This window comes from Streptomyces sp. NPDC093111 (assembly GCF_040683955.1).
Taxonomy (GTDB): Bacteria; Actinomycetota; Actinomycetes; order Streptomycetales; family Streptomycetaceae; genus Streptomyces.
This window is the reverse complement of sequence record NZ_JBFBNW010000014.1, coordinates 100,967-127,172: the sequence shown is the minus strand read 5'-3', so window position 1 is coordinate 127,172 and position 26,206 is coordinate 100,967. Positions and strand designations below refer to the sequence as shown.

At 71.8% G+C, this 26,206-nt stretch carries 25 protein-coding genes; 20 read left to right on the top strand and 5 right to left on the bottom strand.

What is annotated here, in order from left to right; all coding sequences use genetic code 11:
• Positions 1–148: 148 nt before the first annotated feature.
• The 4 genes from dop to prcA all read left to right on the top strand — a co-directional run bounded on the left by dop (position 149) and on the right by prcA (position 3,869).
• Positions 149–1,660, top strand: coding sequence for a depupylase/deamidase Dop (dop, locus tag AB0Q96_RS25035; RefSeq protein ID WP_365329084.1), 1,512 nt, complete (start codon positions 149–151; stop codon positions 1,658–1,660).
• A 177-nt stretch (positions 1,661–1,837) separates the two neighbouring features.
• Complete coding sequence (locus AB0Q96_RS25030; protein ID WP_015032443.1) at positions 1,838–2,050, top strand: ubiquitin-like protein Pup; 213 nt, start codon at positions 1,838–1,840, stop codon at positions 2,048–2,050.
• Positions 2,051–2,209: 159 nt separating this feature from the next.
• Positions 2,210–3,049, top strand: a complete 840-nt coding sequence (gene prcB / locus AB0Q96_RS25025) for a proteasome subunit beta (RefSeq protein WP_365329082.1) — start codon at positions 2,210–2,212, stop codon at positions 3,047–3,049.
• A 49-nt stretch (positions 3,050–3,098) separates the two neighbouring features.
• Positions 3,099–3,869 (top strand): proteasome subunit alpha, encoded by a 771-nt coding sequence (gene prcA, locus AB0Q96_RS25020; RefSeq protein WP_365329080.1) that lies wholly within the window; start codon positions 3,099–3,101, stop codon positions 3,867–3,869.
• Positions 3,870–3,937: 68 nt separating this feature from the next.
• Here prcA and AB0Q96_RS25015 read toward each other — a convergent pair whose 3' ends face one another.
• Positions 3,938–4,957: a LacI family DNA-binding transcriptional regulator gene (locus tag AB0Q96_RS25015; protein ID WP_365329078.1), complete on the bottom strand. Its 1,020-nt coding sequence runs from the start codon at positions 4,955–4,957 to the stop codon at positions 3,938–3,940.
• Between the two features lie 124 nt (positions 4,958–5,081).
• Between AB0Q96_RS25015 and AB0Q96_RS25010 the strand changes: the two genes are divergently transcribed.
• The 13 genes from AB0Q96_RS25010 (at position 5,082) to AB0Q96_RS24950 (ending at position 18,811) form a co-directional block, all read left to right on the top strand.
• Positions 5,082–6,422 (top strand): MFS transporter, encoded by a 1,341-nt coding sequence (locus AB0Q96_RS25010; protein ID WP_365329076.1) that lies wholly within the window; start codon positions 5,082–5,084, stop codon positions 6,420–6,422.
• A 9-nt stretch (positions 6,423–6,431) separates the two neighbouring features.
• Positions 6,432–7,793: a Pup--protein ligase gene (gene pafA / locus AB0Q96_RS25005; protein ID WP_329419186.1), complete on the top strand. Its 1,362-nt coding sequence runs from the start codon at positions 6,432–6,434 to the stop codon at positions 7,791–7,793.
• Between the two features lie 118 nt (positions 7,794–7,911).
• Positions 7,912–8,850 (top strand): FKBP-type peptidyl-prolyl cis-trans isomerase, encoded by a 939-nt coding sequence (locus AB0Q96_RS25000; RefSeq protein WP_365329074.1) that lies wholly within the window; start codon positions 7,912–7,914, stop codon positions 8,848–8,850.
• A 62-nt stretch (positions 8,851–8,912) separates the two neighbouring features.
• Positions 8,913–9,293 (top strand): FKBP-type peptidyl-prolyl cis-trans isomerase, encoded by a 381-nt coding sequence (locus AB0Q96_RS24995; protein WP_329419184.1) that lies wholly within the window; start codon positions 8,913–8,915, stop codon positions 9,291–9,293.
• A gap of 129 nt (positions 9,294–9,422) precedes the next feature.
• Complete coding sequence (locus AB0Q96_RS24990; protein WP_365329072.1) at positions 9,423–10,379, top strand: WYL domain-containing protein; 957 nt, start codon at positions 9,423–9,425, stop codon at positions 10,377–10,379.
• Between the two features lie 13 nt (positions 10,380–10,392).
• A complete protein-coding gene (locus AB0Q96_RS24985) occupies positions 10,393–11,343 on the top strand; it encodes a WYL domain-containing protein (protein WP_365329069.1) in 951 nt (316 codons plus the stop codon).
• A 115-nt stretch (positions 11,344–11,458) separates the two neighbouring features.
• Positions 11,459–11,704, top strand: a complete 246-nt coding sequence (locus tag AB0Q96_RS24980) for a hypothetical protein (protein ID WP_365329067.1) — start codon at positions 11,459–11,461, stop codon at positions 11,702–11,704.
• 34 nt (positions 11,705–11,738) lie between these two features.
• The gene (locus tag AB0Q96_RS24975) at positions 11,739–11,936 is read left to right on the top strand and encodes a hypothetical protein (protein WP_365329065.1); all 198 of its coding nucleotides are present in this window, start codon (positions 11,739–11,741) and stop codon (positions 11,934–11,936) included.
• A 186-nt stretch (positions 11,937–12,122) separates the two neighbouring features.
• A complete protein-coding gene (tatA, locus tag AB0Q96_RS24970; protein WP_365329063.1) occupies positions 12,123–12,410 on the top strand; it encodes a Sec-independent protein translocase subunit TatA in 288 nt (95 codons plus the stop codon).
• Between the two features lie 105 nt (positions 12,411–12,515).
• The gene (gene tatC, locus AB0Q96_RS24965; protein WP_365329385.1) at positions 12,516–13,418 is read left to right on the top strand and encodes a twin-arginine translocase subunit TatC; all 903 of its coding nucleotides are present in this window, start codon (positions 12,516–12,518) and stop codon (positions 13,416–13,418) included.
• 42 nt (positions 13,419–13,460) lie between these two features.
• Positions 13,461–14,432 carry a diacylglycerol kinase gene (locus tag AB0Q96_RS24960; protein WP_365329061.1) on the top strand — a complete coding sequence of 324 codons (972 nt, stop codon included), beginning with the start codon at positions 13,461–13,463 and terminating at the stop codon, positions 14,430–14,432.
• Between the two features lie 44 nt (positions 14,433–14,476).
• Positions 14,477–17,305 carry a DEAD/DEAH box helicase gene (locus tag AB0Q96_RS24955; RefSeq protein WP_365329058.1) on the top strand — a complete coding sequence of 943 codons (2,829 nt, stop codon included), beginning with the start codon at positions 14,477–14,479 and terminating at the stop codon, positions 17,303–17,305.
• Positions 17,306–17,425: 120 nt separating this feature from the next.
• Complete coding sequence (locus AB0Q96_RS24950) at positions 17,426–18,811, top strand: cytochrome P450 (protein WP_365329056.1); 1,386 nt, start codon at positions 17,426–17,428, stop codon at positions 18,809–18,811.
• A gap of 24 nt (positions 18,812–18,835) precedes the next feature.
• Here the strand turns inward: AB0Q96_RS24950 and AB0Q96_RS24945 are convergent, their stop codons facing one another.
• Positions 18,836–19,276, bottom strand: a complete 441-nt coding sequence (locus AB0Q96_RS24945; protein ID WP_365329053.1) for an ABA4-like family protein — start codon at positions 19,274–19,276, stop codon at positions 18,836–18,838.
• Positions 19,273–20,169, bottom strand: a complete 897-nt coding sequence (locus AB0Q96_RS24940; RefSeq protein ID WP_365329383.1) for a hypothetical protein — start codon at positions 20,167–20,169, stop codon at positions 19,273–19,275. Before AB0Q96_RS24940 ends, AB0Q96_RS24945 begins: the two co-directional genes overlap by 4 nt.
• Before the next feature lie 220 nt (positions 20,170–20,389).
• Here AB0Q96_RS24940 and AB0Q96_RS24935 point away from each other — a divergent pair, with 220 nt between their 5' ends.
• Complete coding sequence (locus AB0Q96_RS24935) at positions 20,390–21,022, top strand: MerR family transcriptional regulator (protein WP_365329051.1); 633 nt, start codon at positions 20,390–20,392, stop codon at positions 21,020–21,022.
• A gap of 91 nt (positions 21,023–21,113) precedes the next feature.
• Here the strand turns inward: AB0Q96_RS24935 and AB0Q96_RS24930 are convergent, their stop codons facing one another.
• A complete protein-coding gene (locus AB0Q96_RS24930) occupies positions 21,114–21,950 on the bottom strand; it encodes a siderophore-interacting protein (protein ID WP_365329049.1) in 837 nt (278 codons plus the stop codon).
• Between the two features lie 79 nt (positions 21,951–22,029).
• Positions 22,030–22,941, bottom strand: a complete 912-nt coding sequence (locus AB0Q96_RS24925) for a 5'-3' exonuclease (RefSeq protein ID WP_365329382.1) — start codon at positions 22,939–22,941, stop codon at positions 22,030–22,032.
• A gap of 318 nt (positions 22,942–23,259) precedes the next feature.
• Between AB0Q96_RS24925 and AB0Q96_RS24920 the strand changes: the two genes are divergently transcribed.
• The gene (locus AB0Q96_RS24920) at positions 23,260–24,324 is read left to right on the top strand and encodes a betaine/proline/choline family ABC transporter ATP-binding protein (protein WP_365329046.1); all 1,065 of its coding nucleotides are present in this window, start codon (positions 23,260–23,262) and stop codon (positions 24,322–24,324) included.
• Positions 24,317–26,125 carry an ABC transporter permease/substrate binding protein gene (locus AB0Q96_RS24915; RefSeq protein ID WP_365329044.1) on the top strand — a complete coding sequence of 603 codons (1,809 nt, stop codon included), beginning with the start codon at positions 24,317–24,319 and terminating at the stop codon, positions 26,123–26,125. The genes AB0Q96_RS24920 and AB0Q96_RS24915 overlap by 8 nt, the downstream gene beginning before the upstream one ends.
• The last annotated feature ends 81 nt before the right edge of the window (positions 26,126–26,206 follow it).

Here is a 26,206-nt window from a genome sequence, read left to right as displayed (position 1 = left end):
CGGGTGTCCGGAACCGGACGTCCGCAGCCGTCGCTTTCCACTCAATGATCCGCTTCTGATCTCCCCGTACACGCGAGGCCGCTCTAGGCTCGTGGGTACCGCCGCGACACGCATGATGCGGGGAGCGGCGCCGGGCAAGGAGGGCCGCATGACCGTACGGCGAGTAATGGGCATCGAGACGGAGTACGGGATCTCCGTCCCCGGGCACCCCAACGCCAATGCCATGCTCACCTCGTCCCAGATCGTCAACGCCTACGCGGCGGCGATGCACCGGGCGCGCCGCGCCCGCTGGGACTTCGAGGAGGAGAACCCGCTGCGGGACGCCCGCGGCTTCGACCTCGCCCGCGAGGCCGCCGACTCCAGCCAGCTCACCGACGAGGACATCGGCCTCGCCAACGTCATCCTGACCAACGGGGCGCGGCTCTACGTGGACCACGCCCACCCCGAGTACAGCTCGCCCGAGGTGACCAACCCCCGCGACGCGGTCCTGTGGGACAAGGCCGGCGAGCGGATCATGGCCGAGGCCGCCGAGCGGGCCGCCCAGCTGCCCGGCGCCCAGCCCATCCACCTCTACAAGAACAACACCGACAACAAGGGCGCGTCCTACGGCACGCACGAGAACTACCTGATGAAGCGGGAGACCCCCTTCTCGGACATCGTGCGCCACCTGACGCCCTTCTTCGTCTCCCGCCAGGTCGTCACCGGCGCCGGCCGCGTCGGCATCGGTCAGGACGGCCGCAAGGACGGCTTCCAGATCAGTCAGCGGGCGGACTACTTCGAGGTCGAGGTCGGTCTGGAGACCACCCTCAAGCGCCCGATCATCAACACCCGCGACGAGCCGCACGCGGACGCGGAGCGGTACCGCCGCCTCCACGTGATCATCGGCGACGCCAACCTCTCCGAGATCTCCACCTATCTGAAGCTGGGCACCACGGCCCTGGTCCTCTCCATGATCGAGGACTCCTTCATCACCGTCGACCTCGCCGTCGACCAGCCCGTGCGCACCCTCCACCAGGTCTCGCACGACCCGACGCTCCAGTACCTCGTCACGCTCCGCAGCGGGCGGACACTCACCGCGGTGCAGCTTCAGATGGAGTACTTCGAACTCGCGCGCAAGTACGTGGACGAGCGGTACGGGTCGGACGCCGACGAGCAGACCAAGGACGTCCTGGTCCGCTGGGAGGACACGCTCAACCGGCTGGAGAACGACCCGATGAGCCTGGCCGGCGAGCTGGACTGGATCGCCAAGCGGGAGCTCATGGAGGGCTACCGGCGCCGTGACGGCCTGGACTGGGACGCCGCCCGGCTGCACCTGGTCGACCTCCAGTACGCCGACGTGCGCCCCGAGAAGGGCCTGTACAACCGCCTGGTGGCCCGGGGGCGCATGAAGCGCCTGCTGGACGAGCCCACGGTGGAACGGGCGGAGGCGAGCCCTCCCGAGGACACCAGGGCCTATTTCCGCGGCCGCTGCCTGGAGCAGTACGCGGACGACGTCGCCGCCGCCTCCTGGGACTCGGTCATCTTCGACCTGCCCGGACGCGACTCGCTCCAGCGGGTCCCGACCCTGGAACCCCTGCGGGGTACCCGGGAGCACGTGAAGGACCTCCTGGACCGCTGCCGCACGGCGGAGGAACTGGTCCGCGTCCTGTCCGGCGGCTGAGAAAGCCGGACGCGATTTCCGGATTCCCCGGGCGCGGCTGAAATGCCCGGGGACTGGGAATCATGGGAGCAGTGCCCGGACGTTGTAGAAACTGCGGGGCCGATGTCAGTCCCGGCTTGTAGGGTCTGATCTTGTAGGGATCCGAACGAGCGGGCCGATTCGAGCGGGGTGAGGTTTATGGCGACCAAGGACACCGGCGGCGGACAGCAGAAGGCGACGCGTTCCACCGAGGAGGTCGAGGAGACCACCACGGAGGCGAGCTCCGACCTCAAGGAACGCCAGGAGAAGCTCTCCGACGACGTGGATTCCGTCCTCGACGAAATCGACGACGTCCTGGAGGAGAACGCAGAGGACTTCGTGCGGTCCTTCGTGCAGAAGGGCGGCGAGTAGCCGCCCCGGCGCGCCTGTCGTCTCCGTCCCCGGAGCCCCGGAAAAGCCGTGGGCCCGGGGACGGATGACAGGCACACGCACGGGTAAGGTCCGTGCACAGCACGCAAGATCGGCCCGCGCGTCCCACGGCGGGCCGTCGTCCCCACCGGAAGGAATCGCGTGGAAGCCAACCCTCGTAGTATCGGGCGTCTGCCGGCGGCCTTCCTGACGCCGGGCTCGTCCTCGTTCATCGACTTCCTCGCCGACCACTCGCCGGAGCTGATCCCGGGCAACCGGAGGCTCCCCGAGGGGATCGTCGAGGCGCCCCACGGCACGACCATCGTCGCCGCCACCTTCCCGGGCGGCGTGGTGCTCGCCGGTGACCGGCGGGCGACGATGGGGAACATGATCGCGCAGCGGGACATCGAGAAGGTGTTCCCGGCCGACGAGTACTCCGCGGTCGGCATCGCCGGTACGGCGGGCCTCGCGGTGGAGATGGTGAAGCTGTTCCAGCTGGAGCTGGAGCACTTCGAGAAGGTGGAGGGCGCGACCCTCTCCCTGGAGGGCAAGGCCAACCGCCTGTCCACGATGATCCGCAGCAACCTCGGCATGGCCATGCAGGGCCTCGCCGTCGTCCCGCTCTTCGCCGGCTGGGACGAGGGCAAGGAGAAGGGCCGGATCTTCTCCTACGACGTCACCGGCGGCCGCTCCGAGGAGCACGGGTACGCCGCCACCGGCTCGGGCTCGATCTTCGCGCGCGGGTCGATGAAGAAGCTCTACCGGGACGACCTGACCGAGCAGCAGGCCACCACGCTCGTCATCCAGGCGCTCTACGACGCGGCGGACGACGACTCCGCGACCGGTGGGCCCGACCTGGCCCGCAGGATCTTCCCGATCGTCACCGTCATCACCGAGGAGGGCTTCCGCAGGCTCACCGAGGCGGAGTCCGCCGAGCTGGCCCGGTCGATCACCGAGCGGCGCCTCGAGCAGCCCGACGGCCCGCGTGCCGCCCTGCTCTGACCACGCGTCGCCTCCCTGTAGAAGCCCAGAAGAAAGGGACGGATAGCCGGTGTCCACGCCGTTCTATGTCTCACCCCAGCAGGCCATGGCCGACCGGGCCGAGTACGCCCGCAAGGGCATCGCCCGAGGCCGCAGCCTGGTCGTCCTCCAGTACGCCGACGGCATCGTCTTCGTCGGCGAGAACCCGTCCCGCGCGCTGCACAAGTTCAGCGAGATCTACGACCGGATCGGCTTCGCCGCCGCCGGCAAGTACAACGAGTACGAGAACCTGCGGATCGGCGGTGTGCGCTACGCGGACCTGCGCGGCTACACCTACGACCGCGACGACGTGACGGCCCGCGGTCTGGCCAACGTCTACGCCCAGACCCTGGGCACCATCTTCTCCAGCGCGGGCGAGAAGCCCTACGAGGTGGAGCTGGTGGTCGCCGAGGTCGGCGCCGAGCCCGAGGGCGACCAGATCTACCGGCTGCCGCACGACGGCTCGATCGTGGACGAGCACGGCTCGGTCGCGGTCGGCGGCAACGCGGAGCAGATCAGCTCCTTCCTGGACCAGCGGCACCGCGACGGGATGTCCCTCGCCGAGGCGCTGAAGCTGGCCGTGCAGGCGCTCTCCCGGGACACCAACGGCACCGAGCGGGAGATCCCCGCGGAGCGCCTGGAGGTGGCGGTCCTGGACCGTACCCGCCCGCAGAAGCGCAAGTTCAAGCGGATCGTCGGCCGGCAGCTGGTGCGTCTGCTCGGCGCGGACGACGCCGCGATCGCGAAGACGGACGACCCGTCCGACGAGGTCGACGACGCGGCCGAGGGCGGCGAGGAGTAGGACAGCCCGGTACGCGGAGGGCCCCGGGACCGTCACGGTCCCGGGGCCCTCCGCGTACCGGGGGCGCCTCAGCGGGCCGGTGCGGGCCCGGAGGAGGCCCGGGTGGCCAGCGTGACGGGCAGGTCGCCGCGCTCCGGCTCGCGGCCGTCCAGGACGGCCAGGAGCGCGGCCATGCCCCGTTCGCCGATGCGCTCGGCGGGCAGCCGCACGGTCGTGAGCTCGGGCTCGACGGCGGTGGCCAGGGCCAGGTCGTCGAAACCGGTCACGGAGAGGTCCTCGGGCACCCGCAGCCCCAGCCGCCGGGCCGCCTTGCAGGCTCCCGCGGCGAGGATGTCGTCGTCGCACACGATGGCGGTGGGCCGGGGGCCCGGCTCCGCGAGGGCCCGCTGGGCGGCCTCACGGGCGCCCTGGACGTCGAGCGGCGCGCGGACCGTCCGTACCGACGCGCCGCTCAGGGCCTCGGCGAGGGCGGCGGCGCGGACGTCGAAGGTCCAGGACGACACGGCCGAGGCCAGGTGCAGGAAGCTGCGGTGGCCCAGGGCCAGGAGATGGCCGGTGACCTGGCGCATGCCGTCGGCGACGTCCAGGTTCACATGGGCGGTGGCGCCGCTGTCGGAGGGGTCGCTGTCGAGCATGACCAGCGGCAGGTCGGTGCCCCGGAAGGCATTGAGGGCGTCGGTGGCCATGGAGGACGCGATGACGCCGTCCAGGGCGGCCCGAGCGGAGGCGAAGGGGTCCTTCGCCGGGCCCACGCCGTCGGGCGAGGGGTAGAGCACCACGCCGAAGCCGTGCCGGGCGGCGACGGTCGCGGCGCCCGTGTAGACCCGGGCGAAGAACTCGTTGGTGAGGGCCGGCACGACCAGGAGGGCCGTCCGGGTGCTGCCCAGGCGCAGGTTCCGGGCGGCGAGGTTGGGGCGGTAGCCGAGCGAGGCGGCGGCCTCGCGGACGGAGCCCGCCGTGCGTTCGGACACACGGCCCCGCCATTTGTCGCCGAGCACCAGGGAGACGGTGGCCTGGGAGACCCCGGCCGCCCGGGCGACGTCCCGGCTGGTCGGGCGGCTCCCGCTGAAGGGTTCCGGGCTCTGCACTCGTGCCTCCGCGGCGGCTGGTGGTCCGGCACGCGGGGTGGACCGGCGCGCTGCGGTCATGGTACGTATGACCCGACACGTTATACGTAAAACCTGGGGCTGCGGCCCGGGGAGGGGAGACGACATGGCCACCGAGGCCGGGGCGAACGGCGGCTATCTCGACATCCTGAAGGCGCCGCACGCGGCCCGACTGCTGGCCGGCACCCTGGTCGGCCGGCTCCCCAACGGCACCGGGCCGATCGCCATCACCGTGTTCACGCGCGCCGAGGGCGGCAGCTACAGCCTGGCCGGCGGCCTGATCGCCGCGTACGGCCTCGCCACCGCCGTCGGCCAGCCCCTGCTGGGCCGCGCCGTCGACGTCAAGGGGCAGCCCCGGGTCCAGCTCCCGGCCGCCCTGATATCCGCCCTCGGCATGGCCGCCCTGGCCGTCACCGGCATCGGCAACCTGCTCCTGGCCTACGCCGCCGTCCTGGTCGCCGGACTCTTCACGCCGCCCCTGGAGGGCGGCCTGCGGGCGCTGTGGCCGAGCGTCCTCGGCCGCGAGGACCGGGTCCACCGCGCGTACGCCCTGGACGCCGTGGCCCAGGAGGTCATGTTCACCGTCGGGCCGCTGCTGCTGACCCTCCTGGTCTCGCTCTGGTCGCCCGCCGCCGCCCTGGTCGTCATCAACCTGCTCGGCGTGCTCGGCGCCCTGTCGGTGGTCCTCTCCGAGCCCTCCCGCAGCTGGCGCTCCGCGCCCCGCGAGGCGCACTGGCTCGGCGCGCTGCGCTCGCGCGGGCTGCTCGCGCTGCTCGCCTCGTTCTTCTTCGTCGGGCTCGCCCTCGGCTCCATCACGGTCGCGGGCGTCGCCTACGCGGACGACCGCGGCAACGAGGCCGTCTACGGCTGGCTCATGGCCGCCCTCGGCCTCGGCGCGCTGATCGGCGGCGTCTTCTACGGCGCCCGCCAGTGGGCCGGGGCGCCCGAGCGGCGGCTGCGGGTCCTGGTGCTGCTGCTGGCCCTCGGCTACCTGCCGCTGGTGCTGGTGCCCGGCCCGGCCGCCATGACCGCGCTGGCCGCCCTCTCCGGCGTCTTCCTGGCCCCCGCCCTCGCCTGCGCCTTCCTCGTGGTGGACCGGCACGCGCCCGCCGGGACGGTCACCGAGGCGTTCTCCTGGCTCGTCACCACCTTCGGCGTCGGCGCGGCCCTCGGCTCGGCCGTCTCCGGACCGGTCGTCGAACTCACCGGGACCCCGGCCGGATTCGCCGTGGCCGGCGTCGGCGGCTTCGTCGCCTTCCTGGTCCTCGCCGCCACCGGCCGCGTCCTCGGCGGCGACCCGCCCGCGCCCCGGGTGCGACACGCCGCCGGCGGGGGCGCCGGGAACACCGGCCCCGACGCCGTTCAGGCCGAAAACAACACGCGCTCATCGGAAAATGATCGAAACGGGGTTGTCGAACCCGGTTTCAGCACAGGCCATCAGGCGTAATGTTCAGACATGGACCGCCGCATTTTCGGGCTGGAGAACGAGTACGGCGTCACGTGCACGTTCAGGGGACAGCGCCGACTGTCTCCTGACGAAGTGGCGCGCTACCTCTTCCGCCGTGTCGTGTCATGGGGCCGCAGCAGCAATGTCTTCCTGCGGAACGGCGCCCGCCTGTACCTGGACGTGGGTTCGCATCCGGAATACGCAACTCCCGAATGCGACAACGTGGTCGAACTGGTCACGCACGACAAGGCAGGCGAGCGCATTCTCGAAGGACTCCTCGTCGACGCGGAACGCCGCCTGCACGAGGAGGGAATCGCGGGCGACGTCTATCTCTTCAAGAACAACACCGACTCTGCGGGAAACTCCTACGGCTGCCACGAGAACTATCTGGTCGCCCGACACGGTGAGTTCTCCCGGCTCGCGGACATCCTCATTCCGTTCCTCGTCACCCGCCAGCTGATCTGCGGCGCCGGAAAGGTGCTGCAGACCCCGCGCGGTGCCGTCTACTGCGTCTCCCAGCGGGCCGAGCACATCTGGGAGGGCGTCAGCTCCGCCACCACCCGCTCGCGCCCCATCATCAACACCCGCGACGAACCGCACGCGGACGCCGAGCGCTACCGCAGGCTCCACGTCATCGTGGGCGACTCCAACATGTCCGAGACGACCATGCTGCTCAAGGTCGGCGCCACCGACCTCGTGCTCCGCATGATCGAGGCGGGCACCGTGATGCGCGACCTGACCCTGGAGAACCCGATCCGGGCCATCCGCGAGGTCAGCCACGACATCACCGGCCAGCGCAAGGTGCGCCTCGCCAGCGGCCGGGAGGCCTCCGCCCTGGAGGTCCAGCGGGAGTACTACGAGAAGGCCGCCGACTTCGTCGACCGCCGGGGCATCCGCAGCGGGGTCGTCGCCCAGGTCCTGGAGCTCTGGGGCCGGACGCTCGACGCGATCGAGGAGGAGCAGCTCGACCGCATCGAGACCGAGATCGACTGGGTCATGAAGTACCGGCTCATCGAGCGTTACCGGGCCAAGCACAACATGACGATGTCGCACCCCCGGGTCGCCCAGATAGACCTCGCCTACCACGACATCCACCGCCGCCGCGGGCTGTACTACCTGCTCCAGAAGAACGGCCAGGCGGCCCGGATCTGCAACGACGTCAAGATCTTCGAGGGCAAGTCGGTGCCCCCGCAGACCACCAGGGCCCGGCTGCGCGGCGACTTCATCCGCCGCGCCCAGGAGCAGCGCCGGGACTTCACCGTCGACTGGGTGCACCTCAAGCTCAACGACCAGGCGCAGCGCACCGTGTTGTGCAAGGACCCGTTCCGCTCCGTCGACGACCGGGTGGAAAAGCTGATCGCCGGTATGTAGCAACGGTCCTGACGTGCCCGTCGGCCCCGCACGATTCACGTGCGGGGCCGACGGCATCACAGGGTGGTCCCCTAGAGTGTCGGGACAACTACTGTGCCGTCTGAGATCTGAGGAACTAGTGCGCCGACTTGCCGGCCTGCTCGTCGTCCCGCTGCTGCTGCTCTCCACAGCGGCCTGCGGAAGTGACGAGAAGGGCTCCGATTCCGGTTCGATGAAGAACGGTCTCCCCGCCATCACCGCGGGCGAGAAGTTCGGGGAGAAGCCGACCCTCGCCAAGGGCGTGGGCGACCCGCCGAAGGCCCTCAAGGTCAACGTCATCAGCGAGGGCAAGGGCGCGGTCACGAAGAAGGGCGACGCGCTCCAGGTGAACTACCTGGGCCAGGAGTGGGACGAGAGCACCCCCTTCGACAACAGCTTCGACCGGAAGCAGCCCTTCGACGTGACCCTGGGCGCCGGCCAGGTCATCAAGGGCTGGGAGCAGGGCCTGGAGGGCCAGAAGGTCGGCAGCCGCGTCGAGATCGGCATCCCGCCGGAGCTCGGTTACGGCCCGCAGGGCCAGGGCGACATCAAGCCCAACGCCACTCTGGTCTTCGTGGTCGACATCCTGAAGGCCGTCACCATCCCGAAGTCCGCCGAGGGCGCCACGGTCGCCCAGGACGACAAGAACCTGCCGCAGGTCGGCACCAACACCGACGGCAAGCAGCCCTCGCTGACCGTCCCCAAGGTCGCCCCGCCGACCAAGCTGGTCTCCAACTACATCCTGGAGTCCAAGGGCGAGGTCGTCGCGGCCACCGACACGGTCGTCGTGAACTACGTCGCCGCCCTGTGGAAGGACGGCAAGGTCTTCGACTCGACGTACACCACGGGCAAGCCCGCCAACTTCCCGCTGGCCAACCTGACCCTGAAGGGGCTGAAGGACGGCATCGCGGGCAAGAAGGTCGGCAGCCGGATCCTGATCGTGGCCCCGCCGTCCGAGGCGTTCGGCGACCAGGAGAAGCAGGGCATCCCGAAGAACTCCACGCTGGTGTTCGCCGTCGACATCCTGGCGAAGATGTAAGACTGTCCTGTTCGCGCGGACCGTCGTCCGCGCGGTTCACGGTTTGTATGAGGAGTACTGCAGTGAGCATCGAGAAGCCCGAGGTCGACTTCCCGGGCGGCGAGCCGCCGGCCGACCTGGAGATCAAGGACATCTGGGAAGGCGACGGCGAGCTCGCCGAGGCCGGCGACTTCGTGAAGGTCCACTACGTGGGTGTGTCCTTCGACTCCGGCGAGGAGTTCGACGCCTCCTGGAACCGCGGCGCGCCGCTGGACTTCCAGCTCGGTGTCCGCCAGGTCATCGAGGGCTGGGACAAGGGCGTCCAGGGCATGAAGGTCGGCGGTCGCCGCCAGCTGGTCATCCCCGCGCACCTCGCCTACGGCGACCGCGGTGCCGGCGGCAAGATCGGCCCCGGCGAGACGCTGATCTTCGTCTGCGACCTCGTGGGCGTCGCGAAGCGCTGACCCGGACACCGGGTCGACCGCAGGGCCTCCGCCTCCACGGCGGGGGCCCTCGGCTTTTGTCCGGACACCCCGGGGCGGTACGGTCGGACGTCCGACCAGTGGATCCGGCAGAAGAGGTACGGGGCGTCGATGGCGATTGCCAAGGCCGAGCGGCTGATGAACCTAGCGCTGTGCCTGCTCGGAACGCGCCGCCCGCTGAGCAAGCGGGAGCTCCGGGGCTCCATCGAGGCGTACATGGAGGCGACCGGCGAGGACGCCTTCAACCGCATGTTCGAGCGCGACAAGGACGACCTGCGCGAGCTCGGCCTGGTCATCGAGACCGTCGAGAACCTGGACGGCGACACCGGCTACCTGGCCCGCCGCGACTCCAACCGGCTGCCGGCGATCACCCTCGACGCCGAGGAGGCCGCCGCCCTCGGACTCGCCGCCAAGGTCTGGCAGCAGGCCCGCCTCGCCGGGGCCGCGAGCGGTGCCCTGCAGAAGCTGCGCGCCGCCGGCATGCCCGAGGCGGAGGACTCGTACGACTCCCAGGCCAGTGCCCTGGAGCCGCGCATCCCGGTGCACGAGGCCGCCTTCGAGCCGCTCATGCTGGCCTGCCGCGACCGGCGCCCGGTCGTCTTCGACTACCGCAAGGCCAACTCCGCCCGCCCCGAGACCCGGCATGTCGAGCCGTGGACCCTGGAGTGCTGGCGCGGCCACTGGTACCTGGCCGGCTGGGACCGCGACCGCGGTGCCGAGCGGGTCTTCCGCCTCTCCCGCATCACCGGCAAGGTCCGTTCCCGGGCCGGCGCCTTCACCGCGCCGGTGCCCGACGTCGTCACCGTCCGGGAGACCGTCGAGAGCTGGGCGGGGGAGACCGCCACCCGTTCGGCCCGGATCCGGCTGCGGGCCGGCGCGGGCTACCCGCTGCGGTCCCGCGCACAGTCCGTGCAGGAGGGGCCGGACGGCTGGGACGAGCTGGAGATCCCGTACGGGCACGGCCTCGACGCCTGGCTCGTGGAGTTCGGCCCCGACGTGGTCGTGCTGGAGCCCGCCGATCTGCGGGCCGACGTGGTCGAGCGGCTGCGCGCCGTGGCCAAGGGCTGAGGGGGAAGGAACCATGGCGGCGAACGCGATCGACCAGACGAGGCGGATGCTCTCCCTCGTCACCTATCTCCGCGAGCGGCCCGGCGCGCACGTCGCCGACGTGGCCCGCGCCTTCGGGATCACCGAGGACGAGCTGATCTCGGACCTCGACGTGCTGCCGATGTGCGGGACCAGCTTCCGCGGCGGCGACCTGCTGGACATCGACACCGACGGCGACCGGATCTGGTGGCACAACCCGGACGACGTCGCCGCGCCGCTGCGGCTCGCGGCCGACGAGGCGACCGCGCTGCTGGTCGCCGCGCGGGCCGTGGCCACCCTGCCCGGCCTGCGCGAGGGCGACCGCGAGGCGCTGCTGCGCGCCACGGCCAAGCTGGAGGCGGCGGCCGGCGAGGTGGCCGGGGCCAGCTCCCGGCTCTCGGTGACCTTCGAGTCCGAGGGCGGGGTCTTCGCCGAGGTGGACCGGGCGATCTCCGAGCGCCGGCGCCTGTGGGTGCGCTACTACTCGCCGGCCCGCGACGAGCTCACCGAGCGCGAGGTGGACCCGATCCGGCTCTTCGCCGTCGGCCACACGTACATGGAGGCGTGGTGCCGCCTCTCCGAGGCGCGCCGCACCTTCCGGCTCGACCGGGTCGCCGAGATCCGGATCCTGGACGAGCACGCGGCGCCCCCGGAGCTCGAACTGCGGGACCTGTCGGAGGGGCTCGTACAGCCGTCCGCCGAGGACCCCGAGGTCGTGGTCGAGGTGGGGCCCGGCGGGCGCTGGGTCGCCGAGTACTACCCGCACGACCGGGCCGACGAGCTGCCCGACGGCGGTCTGCGGATCACGCTGCGGACCCCGGCCCCGGCCTCGCTGCGCCGGCTGGCGCTGCGCCTCGGCAGCGACGGGCGGATCGTCGCCCCGCAGGAGCTCGCGGACAGCGCACGGGAGGCGGCGACCGCCGCACTGGCCGCGTACGAGGGCTGAGAGCAGGGGGGGACGTGACGTTCCGGGGGGACCGGACGCTGTTCCCAGTGAGAGGCACGCACGTACTGCAGTGGGGAGAGTCGAGGAAATGTCCGCGATGTCTACGATGCCTGTGATGTCCAGTCTTGCGGCGTCGGTCGCCCCGGTCCACTTCAAGGCGGCCTGCCCCGAGTGCCGTTCCCGCTTCGAACTCTCCGCGGGCGCCCTGCGGCTCGCCATCGGCGGGAGCCGCCGCACCACCTTCTACTCCTTCACCTGCCCCGAGTGCGGCAGCTCCGTCCGCAAGCCGGCCGGTGAGCGGATCATCGAACTCCTCACCGGCGGCGGCGTGAACACCCTCCGGCTGCACACCACCGGCTGACGTCCCCCGGCGGCGGGGCGTCTAGGCTCGGCACATGTTCTGGCCCATGCTCGCCATCGCCCTCGGCTTCCTCGGCATCGCCGTCCTCGGTGTCCTCGGGATCAAGGTCTTCCTGGAGGCCCAGCGCCTCGGCCGTCAGGTGGCCCACACCACGCAGCGCATCAACCAGGCCGCCGAGGACCTCGAACGGGCCGCCGTCGATCTGGCGAAGACCGGCGAGACGCTGCGCTGAATCCTTGCCGTACGCTGCGAAGAGCTTCCCCGGGCCGGGTCCGCGGGAGGAAATCGCGAGTATGCACAGGCATTGCCGCCCGTTTACTCCTGCGGGTTACGATCGCTTGCAGCGCGGTGGCCGGACGCATGTCCGACCCGCCGGGCACGCACTCCAATGTCGCCTCGGTGAAGAAGGTAAACAGCTATGGGTAGGCTCGGCCCCACCGAGATCATTCTCATCCTCGTCGTGATCATCCTGCTGTTCGGCGCCAAGAAGCTGCCGGACATGGCCCGTTCGCTGGGCAAGTCGGCCCGCATCCTCAAGAGCGAGGCCAAGGCCATGAAGTCCGAGGACCAGCAGAGCGCGCCCGCCGACCCGCCCACGGCCGGCGCCCAGGACCCGCAGCCCGCGCCCCGCACCATCCAGGCCGCGCCCGGCGACGTGACCAGCTCGCGTCCCGTCACCGAGCCCACGGACACCACCAAGCGCTGACCCGGTCCGCCGCGGCCGTCGCACTAGGGCGACGGCTGCCGCACGAGATGAGGACGTGGGTTGCTCAAGTCTGCCCGCAAGCAGGACAAGGATCCCGAGGGCCGGATGCCCCTCGTGGAGCACCTGCGTGAACTTCGCAACCGCCTGGCGAAGGGCCTTCTGGCCATCGCGGCGGTCACCGTCGTGGCCCTCGTGTACAGCGAGGAGCTGATGCAGTTCCTGACGAAGTCGGTGCCCACGTGCGCCGCAGGCGTCACCAGTAGTGGCGGCAACTGCGCGATCGTCTCCTTCAACACGTTGATGGCGCCGTTCAGCACGACGATCCAGCTCTCCCTCACGGCGGGCCTCGTCGTCGCCAGCCCCGTCTGGCTCTACCAGCTCTGGGCCTTCATCGCGCCCGGACTGCACAAGAACGAGAAGAAGTACACGTACGCCTTCGTGGGGGCCGCGGTCCCGCTCTTCGCGGCCGGCGCCTACCTCGCGTACCTGATCCTTCCCGTCAGCGTGAAGGTGCTCATCAGCCTCACGCCGGAAGGCTCCGCCAACATCCTCGGGCTGAACGACGTCCTCGACTTCACCCTGCGCATGGTGCTCGTCTTCGGCCTCGCCTTCGAGCTCCCGCTGATCCTGGTGATGCTCAACCTCACCGGCGTCCTCAGCGGGCGTCGGATGGCCGGCTGGTGGCGCGGCGTGATCATGGGCGTCTTCGTCTTCGGCGCCGTCATCACCCCGACCACCGACCCCGTGGGCATGCTCGCCCTGGCCGGACCGATCACCATCCTGTACCTGGCGGCGGTCGGCTTCTCGCTCCTCAACGACAAGCGGCGGGCGCGCAACAACCCCGACGCCGAGCTCGACGACGACGAGGCCTCCGAGCTCGACCTCACCCCCGAGCCGGTCCGCGGTCCCGAGACCGTCAGCGCCGCCCGGGCCCTGCCCGAGCAGGCCACCGGCGAGTCGGACGGGGCGACGGCACAGCGGCTGAACGGTTACGACGACATCACCTGAGCTTGTAGGGTCCCCCCCAGACTTCGTCCGGGGGGACCCGCCATGACCAGCGAGATCACGCTCTTCGTCAATCCCACCGCGGGACGCGGCCGGGGCGCGCACGCCGCGCGGCCGGCCGCTCGCGCGTTCCGGGACGCCGGCTTCTCCGTCCGCACCGTCGTCGGACACGACCCCGACGACGCCCTGCGGCGCGCCCGCGAGGCCGTCGAGGGCGGCACCGGGGCCCTGGTCGCCGTCGGCGGCGACGGCATGGTCTCCCTCGCCCTCCAGGCCGTCGCCGGCACCGGCACCCCGCTCGGCGTCGTCGCGGAGGGCACCGGCAACGACTTCGCCCGCAGCCTCGGACTGCCCCTGCGCGACCCCGCCGCGGCCGGCCGGGTCGCCGCCGAGGCGCTCACCGCCACCGGAGGGCGCCCGCTCGACCTCGGCCGGGTCGACGGCGGGGCGCCCGGCACCCGCGCGCAGGGCGGGGGCCGCTGGTTCGGCACCGTCCTCGCCTCCGGCTTCGACTCCCGCGTCAACGACCGCGGCAACCGGATGCGACTGCCCGCCGGGCGCTTCACGTACGACCTCGCGATCCTCGCCGAACTCGCCACCTTCCGGCCCGTCCCGTACCGGCTCGTCCTCGACGACGGCGCCGTGCTGGAGACCGAGGCCACCCTGGTCGCCGTCGGCAACGGCACCTCCTACGGGGGCGGGATGCGGATCTGCGCCGACGCCGTCATGGACGACGGGCTGCTCGACGTCACCGTCGTCGGGGACTGCGGCCGGGCCGAGCTGATCAAGGTCTTCCCGCGGGTCTACAAGGGCACCCACCTCGACCACCCCAAGGTCACCGTCCACCGGGTCCGCTCCGTCTCCCTGGACGCGCCGGACACCACCGGATACGCCGACGGGGAGCCCCTCGGCCCGCTGCCGCTGACCGCGCGGTGCGTGCCCGGCGCGCTCAAGGTGCTGGCGCCGGGGCCGGACGGCCTTCGATCCGAAGCCCCCCGGTCCCAAGCCGGTCGATAAAGATCGCGTCACTGTCGGAGGTGGCGGGTAGGCTCGACGACAAGATGACAGAGGACCTCACACCAGCCGAAGCGTACGCGGCCGCCCGCGCCCGCAACGTCGAGCAGGCCACCGCGCTGGCCCCCTTCCGGGAGATGTACGAGTTCGGTCTGGACCCCTTCCAGATCGAGGCGTGCAAGGCCCTCGAAGCGGGCAAGGGCGTGCTCGTCGCCGCTCCCACGGGCTCGGGCAAGACCATCGTCGGCGAGTTCGCCGTCCACCTCGCGCTCCTCCAGGGGCGCAAGTGCTTCTACACGACGCCCATCAAGGCGCTCTCCAACCAGAAGTACGCCGACCTCGTCAAGAGGTACGGCAACGACAAGGTCGGCCTGCTCACCGGCGACAACAGTGTCAACGGCGACGCCCCGATCGTCGTCATGACCACCGAGGTCCTCCGCAACATGCTGTACGCGGGGTCCCAGGCGCTCTCCGGCCTCGGCTACGTGGTCATGGACGAGGTGCACTACCTCTCCGACCGCTTCCGCGGCGCCGTCTGGGAGGAAGTGATCATCCACCTCCCCGAGTCCGTGACGCTGGTGTCGCTCTCCGCGACGGTCTCCAACGCCGAGGAGTTCGGCGACTGGCTCGACACCGTCCGCGGCGACACCGAGGTGATCGTCTCCGAGAGCCGCCCCGTGCCGCTGTGGCAGCACGTCCTGGCCGGCCGGCGGATGTACGACCTCTTCGAGGAGGAGACCGACCACGGCGGCCGCGGCGCCTCCCGCCGCGAGGTCAACCCCGACCTGCTGCGCCTCGCCCGCACCGAGAACTCGCGCACGTACAACCCGCGCGACCGGCGCCGCGGCAAGATGGTCCGCGAGGCCGACCGCGAGCGCGAGCGGCGCCAGCGCTCCCGGATCTGGACCCCCGGCCGGCCCGAGGTCATCGAGCGGCTCGACGCCGAGGGCCTGCTGCCCGCCATCACCTTCATCTTCAGCCGGGCCGGCTGCGAGGCCGCCGTCCAGCAGTGCCTCTACGCCGGCCTGCGGCTCAACGACGAGGACGGGCGCCGCCGCGTCCGCGAGATCGTCGAGGAGCGCACCGCCGCCATCCCGAGCGAGGACCTCCACGTCCTCGGCTACTACGAGTGGCTGGAAGCGCTGGAGCGCGGCATCGCCGCCCACCACGCCGGCATGCTCCCGACCTTCAAGGAGGTCGTCGAGGAGCTCTTCGTCCGTGGCCTCGTCAAGGCCGTCTTCGCCACCGAGACCCTGGCGCTCGGCATCAACATGCCGGCCCGCTCCGTGGTCCTGGAGAAGCTCGTCAAGTGGAACGGCGAGCAGCACGCCGACATCACCCCCGGCGAGTACACCCAGCTCACCGGCCGCGCCGGCCGCCGGGGCATCGACGTCGAGGGGCACGCCGTCGTCCTGTGGCAGCGCGGCCTCGACCCGGGCCACCTGGCCGGACTCGCCGGCACCCGCACGTATCCGCTGCGCTCCAGCTTCAAGCCCTCGTACAACATGGCGGTCAACCTGGTCGACCAGTTCGGCCGGCACCGCTCCCGCGAGCTCCTGGAGACCTCCTTCGCCCAGTTCCAGGCCGACCGCTCGGTCGTCGGGATCTCCAAGCAGGTCCAGAAGAACGAGGAGGGCCTGGAGGGCTACCGCGAGGGCATGACCTGCCACCTCGGCGACTTCGAGGAGTACGCGCGGCTGCGCCGCGACCTCAAGGACCGCGAGACGGACCTGGCCCGGCAAGGCGCCCACCAGCGCCGCGCGGAGGCCGCCGCCTCCCTGGAGCGGCTGAAGCCCGGCGACGTGATCCACGTGCCGACCGGCAAGTTCGCCGGACTCGCCCTCGTCCTCGACCCCGGTCTGCCGGCCGGGCGGACCAACGGGCACCGCGGCTTCGAGCACCACGACGGGCCGCGCCCGCTGGTGCTCACCGCCGAGCGGCAGGTCAAGCGGCTCGCGTCGATCGACTTCCCGGTGCCGGTCGAGGCGCTGGACCGGATGCGGATCCCGCGCTCCTTCAACCCGCGCTCCCCGCAGTCCCGCCGCGACCTCGCCTCGGCGCTGCGCACCAAGACCGGGCACCTCAACCCCGAGCGGCAGCACAAGAAGCGCGCCGCCGCCGCGGACGACCGCGAGATCGCCCGGCTGCGCACCGAGATCCGGGCGCACCCGTGCCACGGCTGCGACGAGCGCGAGGACCACGCCCGCTGGGCCGAGCGCTTCCACCGGCTGCAGCGCGACACCCAGCAGCTGGAGCGGCGCATCGAGGGCCGCACCAACACGATCGCCCGCACCTTCGACCGGATCGTCGCGCTCCTCACCGAGCTCGACTACCTCCGCGACGACGACGTCACCCAGAACGGGAAGCGGCTCGCCCGGCTGTACGGCGAGCTCGACCTGCTCGCCAGCGAGTGCCTGCGCGAGGGCGTGTGGGAGGGGCTCAGCCCGGCCGAACTCGCCGCGTGCGTCTCCGCGCTCGTCTTCGAGGCGCGGCAGGCCGACGACGCCGTCGCGCCGAAGCTGCCGGCCGGCAAGGCCAAGGCGGCGCTCGGCGAGATGGTGCGGATCTGGGGGCGGCTCGACTCGCTGGAGGAGGAGTTCAAGCTGCACCAGGCCGAAGGCGTCGGCCAGCGCGAGCCCGACCTGGGCTTCGCCTGGGCGGCCTACCAGTGGGCCTCCGACAAGGGCCTGGACGAGGTGCTGCGCGAGGCCGAGATGCCGGCGGGCGACTTCGTCCGCTGGTGCAAGCAGGTCATCGACGTCCTGGGGCAGATCGCGGCGGCCGCGCCGCGGGAGAACAGCACGGTCGCGAAGAATGCCCGCAAGGCGGTCGAGTCGCTGCTGAGGGGGGTCGTGGCCTACAGCTCCGTGAGCTGAGCCTGACAAGGGTTATCCACAGGGGTGGCGAAGGGTGCTTCCTTCCGCTTCCATGAACTCGTACAGAAGAACGAGTACTTGGGGCACAGCGCCACGCAACTCCTGCGGAAGGAAACGCACGTGACCACGCAAGCCGGTTCGTCCGCCGTCGCCACCACGACGGCGGACGGGCGGAAGACAGTGCCGGGGCCGCGCGGCGTCCCCCTGCTCGGGAACCTGCCGGAGTTCGGCAAGGACCCGCTCGCCTTCTTCGAACGGCTGCGTGAACGCGGGGACTTCGTCCGCTGGCGCTTCGGGAACACGCCCGCCCTGTTCATCGCCCACCCCGAGACCATCGGGGAGCTCCTCACCGAGGTCGAGCGGACCTTCGACCAGCCCGACCTCGGCATCGCCTTCCGCACCCTGCTCGGCGACGGGGTCGTGGTCGCCAAGGGCGCCGACTGGCGGCGCAAGCGCTCGCTCGTGCAGCCCTCCGTACGGCCCCGGCAGGTCAAGTCCTACGCCGCCACCATGGCCGAGTGCGCCGTCGACCTCGCCGGACGGTGGAGCGACGGCCAGCGCGTGGACGTCAAGAAGGAGATGGCGGCCCTCACCCAGCTCATCGCCGTCCGGACCATCTTCGGCGTCGACACGGCGGCCGACGCCGAGGCCATCGGCCGCGCCATGGACATCGCCCAGCAGGAGATCGGCGCCGAGTTCAGCGGCATCGGCGCCCTCCTGCCCGACTGGATGCCGACACCCGGCCGGGCCAGGATCAAGCGGGCCACCGCCGTCATCGACGCCGAGGTCTCCCGGGTCGTCGCCCGCCACCGCGACGGCGACACCGAGCGGCCCGACCTCCTCAGCCGCCTGCTCGCCGCCCGGGACGAGACCGGCGCCCACCTCTCCGACCGGGAGATCCGCGACGAGACCGTCACGCTCTACATCGGCGGCCACGAGACCACCAGCTCCACCCTCGTCTGGGCCTGGTACCTCCTCTCCCGCAACCCCCGTGTCTCCGAGGCCCTCGCCGCCGAGCTCGACCGGGTCCTCGGCGACCGGGACCCCGGCTTCGACGACTACGCCGAACTCGCCTACGCCCAGGCGGTGGTGAAGGAGACCCTGCGCCTGTTCCCCACCATCTGGCTGCTCACCGGCATCGCCAAGGAGGGCGCCGTGCTGGGCGGCGCCCCGGTCCCCGCCGGCACCCGCGTGTGGAGCAGCCAGTGGGCCACCCACCGCGACGCCCGCTGGTACGGGGACCCGCTGGAGTTCCGCCCCGAGCGCTGGCTGGACCCGGCGGAGGGCGAGCCGGCGGAGGAGATACCCGAGTACGCCTGGTACCCCTTCGGCGGCGGCCCCCGCGTCTGCCTCGGCACCCGCTTCGCGATGGTCGAGGCCGTCCTCGTCCTCGCCGTCCTGGCCCGCCGCTTCCGCGTCGACCTCGACCCCGGCGAGATCCACCCCGTCCCGGGCCTGACCCTCCAGCCGGACCGGGAGGTGCTGGGGACGGTGCGGGCGCGGTGATCGGTCGGCGGGCTCCATGGGGTGTCAGGCCCGTTGTTCCCGGGGGTGTTCGCGCTGTGCGGTGGCCCGGATCGGCAGGAACAGGAGCAGGGCGATCGGGGAGAGCAGGATCGTGAGGACGAGGAGGGGGCTCATCAGGAAGGGGGAGAGGGCCAGGCGGCGGCCCTCGCGGTAGATCCACTGGCCGAGCAGGAGGTCCCAGGCGATGATCTGGGCCCACACGGCGGCGGCGCCGTTCGGTGACGCCGTCAGGGCGCGGAAGACGTCGAGGTCGGGCGAGCTGACCGCGGACCAGAGCGCGGGCAGTACGGGGGCGACGAGGACCAGGTAGAGCGCGAGGACCGGCAGCACGGTCAGGGGTGAGGCCGCCACCCGCTCGGTGAGCCGGCGGCCCGGCGCGAGGATCATGAGCAGCCAGACCGGTGCCGCGAGGACGAAGGTCAGCTCGAAGAGGAAGCCGGTCATGCCGCGAGCTCCTGGCGCGGGGCGGACGGTGACGGGGCGCGGAGGGCCAGCGCGGTGCCCGCCAGGGCGAAGGCCGCTATGGCACCGGCCGCGGCGAGGGTCGGGCCGTCGGGGGAGAGGAGCGGCCGGCCGCGGAGCGCCTGCCAGGCCAGCAGGGCGAAGGTCGCCGTGTACGCGGCCGAGGCCACCAGGACGACCCGCAGCCGGAGCCGGTCGTCGGCGAGCCGGGCGAAGCGCGGGGCGAGCGCGGACAGCACCAGCAGGACCAGCGGGATCAGTTGCAGCGCGTGCATGCCGAAGAAGTGCGCTATGCGCAGGTCCCCGCCGGTGGTGGACCAGCCGGTGAGCGGCATGCCGGGACCGCCGTCCGGGACGCCGACGCTGTGTGCCCCCACCGTCGCCGGGTCCTTCTGGGCGAGCTGCTCGGAGGTCGGCTGGACCATCACGAAGCCGACGGCCGCGCCGGCGATCGCGACGAACGAGGAGATCCGCACCGCCCAGGCCGTGGCCCGGTCCAGGATCCTGGCGCGCAGCAGCAGGACGGCGATGACGAGCGCGGCCAGCCAGAGCACGACGACCGTCATGCCCATCGCCTGGAAGAGGGCGGCGTCGAAGGGCGTCGCCCGGTTGAAGTGGCTCTGCTGCCCCCGGACGACCTGCGTCGTGATGAGGACCATCTCCGCGAGGCTCGCGACGGTGAGGACGGTCCCCGACCACCAGCCGACCCGGCGGGCGCGGGTGCCCGGCAGCAGGGAGAGCATCCAGGCGAGCGTCAGCCCGTACGCGACGAACGAGACCGAGAACTTGAACGGCTTGGCCCAAATCGGGGCGCCGACGAGAACCCGGTCGTCGAACAGGAGCCCGCCGACGCACACGAGGGCCAGGACGCCCATCGAGGCGGTGAACCAGACCAGGGGGCGGTGGAGGGTGCGTAGTTGTGGTGCCGAGTTCGCGGGCGAGGTCGGTATCGGTGTGGGTGTCGGTGTGGATGGCATGTGGAATCCCCCGTTGGACAGAATGGATAGTGGCGCTTTCCGCTATCCGATAGCGCCACTATCTATGATGGGGGGACCGGTGGCAAGGCCGGAGTGCGATCTGGAAGGTGAACGCGCGGTGCGCATTGGAGAGTTGAGTCGCAGGGCGGGTGTGTCCGTGCCGACCATCAAGTACTACGTGCGGGAAGGGCTGCTGCCCGCCGGGCGGCTCACGAGCCCGAACCAGGCCTCGTACGAGGAGACGCACGTCCAGCGCCTCCGCCTGATCCGCGCACTGCTGGACGTCGGGGGGATGTCGGTCGCGGGCATCCGGGAGGTCATCGGGGCGATAGACGATCCCGAGCTGCCGGTGCACCAGGTGCTCGGCGCGGCCGCGGAGCGGCTGGTGCCGCGCTACGAGGGCGAGGAGGACGACGACCTGGACGCCGCCCGCGAGGCGGTCGCGGAGCTGATCGCCCGCCGGGGCTGGCACGCCCACGCCCAGGGCCCCGCCGCCGAGGCACTCGCCGTCGCCCTCGCCGCCCTGGAGAGCGTCGGGCACGGCGCCTTCGCCGAGGTCCTCGACGCCTACGCCGACGCGGCGGAGCAGGTGGCCCGCGTCGACGTCGACTACGTCGCGCGCAACGTGGTCCGCGAGGAGATCGTCGAGAGCGTGGTCATCGGCACGGTGCTGGGAGAGGCCATGTTCGCCGCCCTGCGCCGGATGGCCCAAGTGGACGCCTCGGGACGCCTCTTCGGCTCCGGTACGTGAGCGGGGGAGTCCGGGGGCCGGGGCGTCACGGTACGCCGAAGGGGCGGGAGCCCTCGGCTCCCGCCCCTTCGGCGTCGTCGTCCGGTGTGCGTCAGTTCTCCTGCTCGCGCTCCACCTGGTCGTTCCAGTCGCGCTTGATCGCGCGCCAGGCCTCGTCCGTCTTGCCCAGGCGCCAGTAGCCCGAGATCGACAGGCGCTCGCGCGGCACCGCGCGGTCCATGCGCAGGTGGCGGCGCAGGTCCTTCACGAAGCCCGCTTCGCCGTGCACGAAGGCGTGGACGTCGCCGGCCGGGAAGTCGAGGCCGCGGACGGCCGCCAGCAGCGCCTCGCCCGCGGGGCGCTCGCCGCGGTGCAGCCAGGTGACCTCGACGCCCGCCGCGGTCGCGAACTTCTGCTCCTCCGAGGCGTCCGAGACCTCCAGGAAGGCGTGCACCACGGAGCCCTCGGGCAGCCGCTCCAGGGCCACCGCCACGGCCGGCAGGGCGCTCTCGTCGCCGACGAGCAGGTGCCAGTCCGCCGCCTCGTCCGGGGCGTAGCCGCCGCCGGGGCCGAGCATCCGCACCGTGTCGCCGACCCGCGCCCGCGCCGCCCACGGGCCCGCCAGGCCCTCGTCGCCGTGGACCACGAAGTCGACGGCGAGCTCCCGGTGCACCGGGTCCCAGGCCCGCACCGTGTACGTCCGCGTCGTCGGCCACTGCTCGCGCGGGAACTCCGCGCGGATCCGCTCCATGTCGAACGGCTCCGGATAGCTCACGCCCTCCGGCGCGAAGAGCAGCTTCACATAGTGGTCCGTGTACGCGCCGAGCTCGAACGCGTCGAGCCCCGGGCCGCCCAGAACCAGACGCACCATGTGCGGGGTGATCCGCTCGGTGCGCACCACCTGGGCCTCGTGGGCCTTCGGTGCCTTGCGTGCGGGCTGATCTGCCACGACGGTCTCCCCGTTCCGATCAAAAAACTTAGGTTTGCCTAAGTTAGCACCCCGGCTCGGGCGGCTCCAGGGGCTCTCCTCAGTGCCCCGCCCCGAGGACCGGCAGCAGGCGACCCACCGCCCCGCCCAGCCCCCACCGCTCCACCAGCGCGGCCAGCGCCGCCGGGTCCCGGGGCGCGGACGGCAGCGCGGCGGAGAACTCCGGCAGCGGGACGTCCCGGGCCACCCGGACCACCGTCGGCGCCACGTCCAGGTACTCCGCCGCCTCCACGATGCCGCGCCGCTTCGCCGGGGTCAGCTTCGAGGTCCGGTCGGCCGCCGCCGCCCGGACGCCCGCCAGGTCGCCGTACTCCGTGATCAGCTGCGCCGCCGTCTTCTCCCCGATGCCCTTCACGCCGGGCAGCCCGTCGCTCGCGTCCCCGCGCAGCGCCGCGAAGTCCGCGTACTGGCCGGGCCGCACCCCGTACCTCGTCAGGATCAGCTCGTCGTCCACCAGGTCGCAGTCGCCGACGCCCTTGCGCGGATACAGCACCCGCACCCCGCGCCCGTCGTCGACCAGCTGGAACAGGTCCCGGTCGCCCGTGACGATGTCCACCGGGCCCTCGGCCCGCGCGGTCAGCGTGCCGATCACGTCGTCGGCCTCGAAGCCCGCGGCGCCGACCCGGGCGATGCCCAGCGCCGCCAGCACCTCCTCGATCACCGGCACCTGCGGCGACAGGGTGTCCGGGATCTCCTCCTCGTCCGGCCCCGACTCCGTCACCTCGGCCACCCGGTGCGCCTTGTACGAGGGGATGAGGTCCACCCGCCACTGCGGCCGCCAGTCCTCGTCCCAGCAGGCCACCAGGTCGTCCGGGTGGTGGTCCTGGACGAGCCGGGTGATGAAGTCGAGCAGCCCCCGGACGGCGTTGACCGGCGTCCCGTCGGGCGCGCGGACCGAGTCCGGCACGCCGAAGTACGCGCGGAAGTAGAGGCTGGCGGTGTCGAGGAGCATCAGGCGTCGCGTCACACCCCGATCATGCCGCACCCCACCGACATCGCCCCGGCACCGCCCCCACCGCACCCGGACCTCCCCGCGCCCCGGGCACCCGCCGCCCGGTTCCCGCACCCCCGCGTGACCCCCGTCACCTTCGCGTTTGCCCCCCGAGGGCGGGGGCAGGCGCGAGCCCGGAGCGGACCCGGTGCGGGATGCGACGCCTCACGGCGACGGATCCCGCACGCGACGGGCCGAGCGGACAGAACCCGCCCCGCTCCACGGCCCGGCTGCTACGGGGGTGGCGGGCCGTTTTTCGTTCCTACCCGTGAGGTGTATGTGTCCAGGCTCCAGGCCGACCACCTGTACAAGGTGTTCGGCAGACGACCCGATGAAGCCGTCCGCAAGCTGGCCGCCGCGGAGGGCGCAGCCGACCGCGAGGCCCTGCGCGCCGAGGGGACCACGGCGGCCGTCGTCGACGCCTCCTTCACCGTGGAACCGGGCCAGATCTTCGTTGTCATGGGTCTGTCGGGGTCGGGCAAGTCCACCCTCCTCCGCATGCTCAACGGCCTGCTCGAACCAACCGCGGGCCGCGTCCTGTACGACGGCGCCGACCTGACCGCGCTGTCCCCCCGGGAGCTGCGCACCGTCCGCTCCCGGAAGATCAGCATGGTCTTCCAGCACTTCGCTCTCTTCCCGCACCGCAGCGTCCTCGAGAACGCCGCCTACGGCCTGGAGGTCCAGGGCGTCCCGCGCGCCGAGCGCGAGAAGCGCGCCGCCGAGGCCCTCGAACTGTGCGGGCTCGGCGGCTGGGAGACCTCCTGGCCCGACGAGCTCTCCGGCGGCATGCAACAGCGCGTCGGCCTGGCCCGCGCCCTCGCGACCGACGCCGACCTGCTGCTCATGGACGAGTCGTTCAGCGCGCTCGACCCGCTGATCCGCCGCGACATGCAGGACCAGCTCCTCGTGCTCCAGCAGAAGCTGAAGAAGACCATCGTCTTCATCACCCACGACCTCAACGAGGCCATGCGCCTCGGCGACCGCATCGCCGTCATGCGCGACGGCCGGATCGTCCAGCTCGGCACCGCCGAGGACATCCTGGTCCGCCCCTCCGACGACTACGTCGCCTCCTTCATCCAGGACGTCGACCGCACCCGGGTGCTCACCGCCTCCGCCGTCATGACCGACGGCGTCGTCGCCCCCGGCGACTGCCCGGCCGACTGCTCCTGCCGCGCCGTGACGCCCGACACGCTCCTCGCCGACCTGTGCGCCGTCTCCGCGCTGGCCCCGCACCCCGTGGTCGTCGAGGACGCCGACGGCCGCGCCCTCGGAGTCGTACCGCAGGAACGTCTCCTCGCCGCCATGGGCAGCCTCGCCGGCCAGGAGGTGACCGCCCGTGCCTAGGCTCCCCCTCGGCGAGTGGGTCGACAGCACCGTCGACTGGCTCCAGGCCCAGCTGTCCTGGCTCTTCGACGCCGTCACCACCGTCGTCACCGGCCTCTACGACGGCATCGACACCGTCCTCTCCGCACCTCAGCCGCTGCTCTTCGCGGGCATCCTCGCGATCGTCGCCTGGTGGCTGCGCGGGCTGACCGCGGGCGTCCTCGCCTTCGCGGGCTTCGCCCTCGTCGACTCCATCGAGCTGTGGGACGACGCCATGTCGACCCTCTCGCTGGTGCTGGTCGCCACCCTCGTCACCCTCGTGATCGCCGTGCCGCTCGGCATCTGGGCGGCCCGCTCCAAGACGGTGAGCGCCGTGCTGCGCCCGGTCCTGGACTTCATGCAGACCATGCCGGCGATGGTCTACCTCATCCCCGGCATCATCTTCTTCGGCGTCGGCGTCGTCCCCGGCATCATCGCCACCATCGTCTTCGCGCTGCCGCCCGGCGTCCGGATGACCGAGCTCGGCATCCGCCAGGTCGACGGCGAGCTCGTCGAGGCCGCCGAGGCATTCGGCACCACCCCGCGCAACACCCTGCTGCGGGTCCAGCTGCCGCTCGCGCTGCCCACGATCATGGCCGGCGTCAACCAGGTGATCATGCTCGGCCTCTCCATGGTCGTCATCGCCGGCATGGTCGGCGGCGGCGGGCTCGGCGGCGCCGTCTACCGGGCCATCGGCAACGTCGACATCGGTCTCGGCTTCGAGGCCGGCATCTCCATCGTCATCCTGGCCATGTACCTCGACCGGATGACCGGAGCGCTCGGCCGCCAGGTCTCCCCGCTCGGCCGCCGCGCCCTCGCCAAGGCCCGCGCCGCGAGCGCCGCCCGTGCCGGCGCGCGCCTGTGGGACCACCGCCCGCAGCCCGTCACCGCCCTCGTCGGCGTCGTCGTCCTCGCGCTCGTCGCCGGCGGCATGGGCTTCCTCGGCTCCGGCGGCGCCTCCTCCACCGCCGCGTCCGGCGCGAACACCGGCCACGGCAAGAAGATCAGCCTCGGCTACATCCCGTGGGACGAGGGCATCGCCTCCACCTTCCTCTGGAAGGAGCTCCTGGAGCGGCGCGGCTACGAGGTCGACACCAAGCAGCTGGAGGCCGGCGCTCTCTATACCGGCCTCGCCGGCGGCCAGATCGACTTCCAGACCGACGCCTGGCTGCCCGTGACCCACTCCCAGTACTGGGCGAAGTACCACGACAAGCTGGAGGACCTCGGCTCCTGGTACGGCCCCACCTCGCTGGAGCTCACCGTCCCCTCGTACATGAAGGACGTGAACTCCCTCGCCGATCTCAAGGGCAAGGGCGGGCAGTTCAAGGGCCGGATCGTCGGCATCGAGCCGAGCGCCGGAATGATGGGCATCCTCAACGACAAGGTGCTCAAGGAGTACGGCCTGGAGGGCGAGTACAAGGTCGTCGACGGCTCGACCGCCGGCATGCTGGCCGAACTCAAGCGCGCGTACGCCAAGAAGGAGCCGATCGCGGTCACCCTCTGGTCGCCGCACTGGGCCTACTCCACCTACGACCTCAAGAAGCTCGACGACCCGCGGGGTGCCTGGGGCAAGGGCGACGGCGTCCACACCCTCGCCCGCAAGGGCTTCGGCGCCGAGAACCCCGAGGTCGCCGGCTGGCTGAAGAACTTCGAGCTGAGCGAGAAGGAGCTCACCGGTCTGGAGGCCGTCATCCAGGAGACCGGCAAGGGCAAGGAGCAGGAGGCCGTGCGCACCTGGCTCGACCGGAACCCGGGCGTAGCGAAGCGGCTCGCGCCGCAGTAGCCCACCGGAACGACTCCTGTCCGAAAAGGGGTGGTCGCCGAGCGTGTTCGGCGACCACCCCTTTTCGCCACGACGCGAAAC